This window comes from Nostoc sp. CHAB 5715 (assembly GCF_020829685.1).
Lineage (GTDB): Bacteria > Cyanobacteriota > Cyanobacteriia > Cyanobacteriales > Nostocaceae > Nostoc.
Genome location: NZ_JAIVFR010000665.1, coordinates 1 through 4,366 on the forward strand (window position 1 = coordinate 1; position 4,366 = coordinate 4,366).

At 44.0% G+C, this 4,366-nt stretch carries 2 protein-coding genes and 3 pseudogenes; all 5 read left to right on the plus strand.

Annotated elements, in window-relative coordinates; all coding sequences use genetic code 11:
* The first annotated feature begins 417 nt into the window (after positions 1-417).
* A complete protein-coding gene (gene hemC, locus LC574_RS28555; RefSeq protein ID WP_229457020.1) occupies positions 418-1,389 on the plus strand; it encodes a hydroxymethylbilane synthase in 972 nt (323 codons plus the stop codon).
* A gap of 118 nt (positions 1,390-1,507) precedes the next feature.
* Positions 1,508-2,947 (plus strand): glycogen synthase GlgA, encoded by a 1,440-nt coding sequence (gene glgA / locus LC574_RS28560; RefSeq protein ID WP_229457021.1) that lies wholly within the window; start codon positions 1,508-1,510, stop codon positions 2,945-2,947.
* A 470-nt stretch (positions 2,948-3,417) separates the two neighbouring features.
* Positions 3,418-3,916 (plus strand): annotated as a pseudogene (locus LC574_RS28565) (hypothetical protein).
* Positions 3,885-4,166 (plus strand): annotated as a pseudogene (locus LC574_RS28570) (hypothetical protein); the annotation flags it as partial. The pseudogenes LC574_RS28565 and LC574_RS28570, both read left to right, overlap by 32 nt.
* A gap of 49 nt (positions 4,167-4,215) precedes the next feature.
* Positions 4,216-4,366 (plus strand): annotated as a pseudogene (locus tag LC574_RS28575) (glycosyltransferase family 2 protein); the annotation flags it as partial.

Here is a 4,366-nt window from a genome sequence, read left to right on the forward strand (position 1 = left end):
TCAGCTGAAGGAAACCATCAACACGATGGTGGACCAGCTGAACGCGTTCGCCGGCGAAGTGACGCGCGTGGCCCGCGAGGTCGGCACCGAAGGCAAGCTCGGCGGGCAGGCCGAAGTCCGCGGCGTCATGCAGATTTTGCAACACTCATAATTTCTGCTACTCCGAAAGTCATACATCCAGTTTATAGCAGTTTTCAATCGATGCACCGTAGATTTTTATTGTCTTCGAGTAATAAATATAGGGCAATGCACCGTAATAATGCTGTACTAAATAGTATTGTTTGAGATTCTGGAACAAACTTTAGGTAAAGAATTGTAATCCAAAATCCCAAATCCAAACTCCAAAATTGGTATGAGTCCCTGACTACGGTAGTCTAGATGAGAGTGAATTTATCGCCTGCGATATTATATTGTTTTATGACTTCAGTTGTTTCTAGCCCTCCACGCACTATTCGGATTGGTTCACGCAAAAGCCAACTTGCTCTGGTTCAGACCTACTGGGTACAAGAGCAACTCCAGAAAAGATTCCCTGATATCATTTTTGAAGTCCACACCATGTCTACCCAAGGCGATAAAATCTTGGATGTAGCATTAGCTAAGATTGGCGATAAAGGGCTTTTTACTAAAGAACTTGAACTCGGAATGCTCAATCAAGAGATTGACTTTGCCGTTCATTCCCTCAAGGATCTGCCCACTCACTTACCTGAAGAGTTAACACTGGCAGCAATTACTGAACGGGAAAACCCAGCAGATGCATTAGTGGTGCATGAAAAGCACAAAGATAGACAAATCGATACATTACCCGCAGGCGCGGTAATCGGTACATCTTCGCTGCGGCGGTTAGCACAGTTACGCCATCACTTTCCGCACTTTACCTTTAAGGATGTCCGGGGAAACTTGATTACACGATTGGCAAAACTGGATGCAAGCGAATACGATGCCCTAATTTTGGCAACAGCAGGGTTAGAGAGATTGGGAATGGGCGATCGCGTTCATCAAATTCTGCCCAAAGAAATCTCCCTTCACGCCGTAGGACAAGGTGCTTTAGGGATAGAATGCCGTGCTGATGATAGTGAATTGCTATCTCTACTCAAAGCGATCGAACACCCCGAAACACGCGATCGCTGTTTGGCCGAACGGTCTTTTCTACGCTCTCTAGAGGGCGGCTGTCAAGTACCTATTGGTGTAAATACAGAAATATCTGGTGATAATTTGACCTTAACTGGGATAGTCGCTAGTGTAGATGGTCAAAAGCTGGTAAAAGATACCGTCACAGGGATGGCCGATAATGCCGAAGCGCTAGGCACAGAACTAGCACAACTGTTGCGGCAACAGGGAGCGCAAGAAATTTTATCAGAAATTTTTGCGGTGATTGGGCGCGGTTCTTAAGCAATTGGTCAAGCCGATGTGATTAGATAAGAATTGATCGCCGTTGCACCAAAGATGTGCCAGACGCGACAAGAGTTAACTTGAGAATATAGACAGAACCAGGGAAGCAAAAATTACCATGCGGATTCTATTTGTTGCAGCAGAGGCAGCACCCATTGCGAAAGTAGGAGGAATGGGTGATGTTGTTGGGGCATTACCCAAATTTCTGAGAGAAATGGGGCATGATGTGCGGATATTCTTGCCTTACTATGGCTTCCTGCCAGACAAAATGGAAATTCCCCAAGAACCCATCTGGTGGGGCGATGCCATGTTCCAGCACTTTGCAGTATACGAAAGCGTTCTGCCTGGTACTGATGTTCCCTTGTACTTATTTGGACATCCCGCCTTCCTACCCCGCCGCATTTATTCTGGAGATGATGAAGACTGGCGGTTTACCTTTTTTGCCAATGGTGCAGCCGAGTTTGCCTGGAATTACTGGAAACCAGAAATTATCCATTGTCACGATTGGCATACGGGGATGATTCCTGTGTGGATGCATCAAGATCCTGATATAACCACAGTCTTTACCATTCATAATCTGGCTTATCAAGGGCCCTGGCGTTGGTATTTAGAAAAAATTACTTGGTGTCCTTGGTATATGCAAGGACACAACACAATGGCGGCGGCGGTGCAATTTGCCAATAAAGTAAATACAGTTTCGCCCACCTATGCCGAGCAAATCAAGACACCTACTTATGGTGAAACATTAGAAGGTTTGCTGTCCTTTATTAGCGGTAAATTATCTGGGATTATCAACGGGATTGATACCGAAGTTTATAACCCCGAAAATGATAAATACATTGCCCAAACCTTCACTGCTGATAGCTTGGAGAAACGCAAAGACAACAAAATTTCTTTGCAAGAAGAAGTAGGATTAGAAGTCAACTCTAAAGCCTTTTTAATTGGGATTGTGACCCGATTAGTGGAACAAAAAGGCATTGATTTGATATTACAAATCCTTGATCGCTTCCTCTCCTATACAGATGCACAGTTTGTGCTGTTAGGGACAGGCGATCGCTACTATGAAACTCAAATGTGGCAATTAGCATCCCGCTTTCCCGGACGCATGGCAACTTACTTACTGTATAACGATGCCCTGTCTCGCCGGATCTACGCTGGTACTGACGCTTTCTTAATGCCTAGTCGTTTTGAACCTTGCGGTATCAGCCAAATGATGTCTTTACGCTACGGTTCTGTGCCTATTGTCCGCCGCACAGGTGGATTAGTTGACACCGTCAGCCATCACGACCCCGAAAATGCAGCAGGTAACGGTTATTGCTTTGACCGCTATGAACCGCTAGACCTTTTCACCTGTATGATCCGGGCTTGGGAAGGCTTCCGTTTCAAACCGCAATGGCTAGAACTACAAAAACGTGGCATGGCCCAAGACTTTAGTTGGTATCAATCTGCCAAAGAGTACGTGAAGTTGTACAGGTCAATTTATGGTTTGCCAGAAGAAGAGGAGACACCACAACCAGAGTTAGTCTTAAACGAGGCGATCGCTAATAGCAAATCATAAACTTCTGTAGAGGCGTACAGATGTATCATACCTGCCAATTTTAATTTTTGAGACTCATGATAGCATTGTTCAGATATCAGGCTAATCTGAACAATGCTAATCATAAGTTTTTTTGTTTCTAAAACAATTTTTTGGACAGGAATCTCATCTCTGACTTTTCCCGTTAAGTCTTGAAAAGCTTGCTCACAAAGGATTTAGAAAACAGCACAGCGTATACGGTACAGTAATTGAAATTGGGTGATAAAGGTGACGAAAAATGCTGGACTGGTGGGAGAAAAATTTTGCAACCTGTGAGTTGGGCGAGTGCCGATTAAATGAGCGTGCAATGTCGATAGGCTATGCTCTTAGTCTTGGATAAGGCATTGCACTGTCAGAAATCTTCAGTAGTGGAACAGTACTCAAGAGAGATCCGTGAGTTTTTGCCAACCCAAAAGTGGAATTTTCAATAGCTTTTACAACCGCACTGCCAAATGACGGCGGAAACTGTTGCAGAATACGACGTAGTGCTGTGCGTTGGAGACACGACTTTCCTAGATTATGGCAGTATTGAGGCTAAAAAAGAAGGTTACGGCCCAATTGGTAAGGGAGGTAATGGTTTAATATTACACAGCGCTTTAGCTATAGAACCTCATATTGGTCAATCCATAGGTTTGTTGTGGCAAAAACTGTGGAATCGAGAGCCAAAACAGAAGCCACCGAAAGATGAAACCCCAACACAGAAGAAAAAACGGCAAGCCGCAGCCCCCGCAATTGAAATTCTTAATCCTCAACAAATTCTGATTTTGAAAGCTAAATCTCCCAAACCCCCCAAGATACTAACAGTTAGTTGGGCGCTTGGTTGCGATCGCTCGTCTTGGCGGCTACCTAGAACATCGAAGCAAAACACCCATTGGCATCCAGGTACTATGGCGAGGCTGGTTAAAATTACACGACCTCTGTGAGGGTTGGAAGCTTGCTAGAGAGACTTAACGGGAAAAGTCAGGATCACTGCTGGTATATGCTATCCGACGATACAAGACAAATCCCAATTTATGAGAGAGCTTTGACTGGGGTGATAACAGGGATAGAAGTTAATAAAAAAGTGGAAACTTCACATGGAGAAACAGAAAAAACTGATTTACATATTCTGGCAGAGAAACCTTATGTTATCCGCTCAGGAAGTGAATCTTACTTTTCTAAAAGTTTGTTGCTTTCACTTGATGCCTTGACTTCTGAACAACAGAAATTCTAGACTTCATTGATTACCTAAAGCTACAACTAACCTAAAACTGCCCAATTTAGCTTCTGTTGTATTAGTGGCTGCGAAAAATGAAGAAGCGGTAATTGCTAAATTAGTTAAAAATCTTTGTAATCTGGAATATCCAGGTGGGCAGTACGAAGTATGGATAATTGACGATCACAGCAGTGATAGCACGCCAC

Excerpts from the sequence above, each read along its gene's own strand:
- glgA (WP_229457021.1), top strand. The coding sequence starts at position 1,508 with ATGCGGATTCTATTTGTTGCAGCAGAGGCAGCACCCATTGCGAAAGTA.
- hemC (WP_229457020.1), top strand. The coding sequence starts at position 418 with ATGACTTCAGTTGTTTCTAGCCCTCCACGCACTATTCGGATTGGTTCA.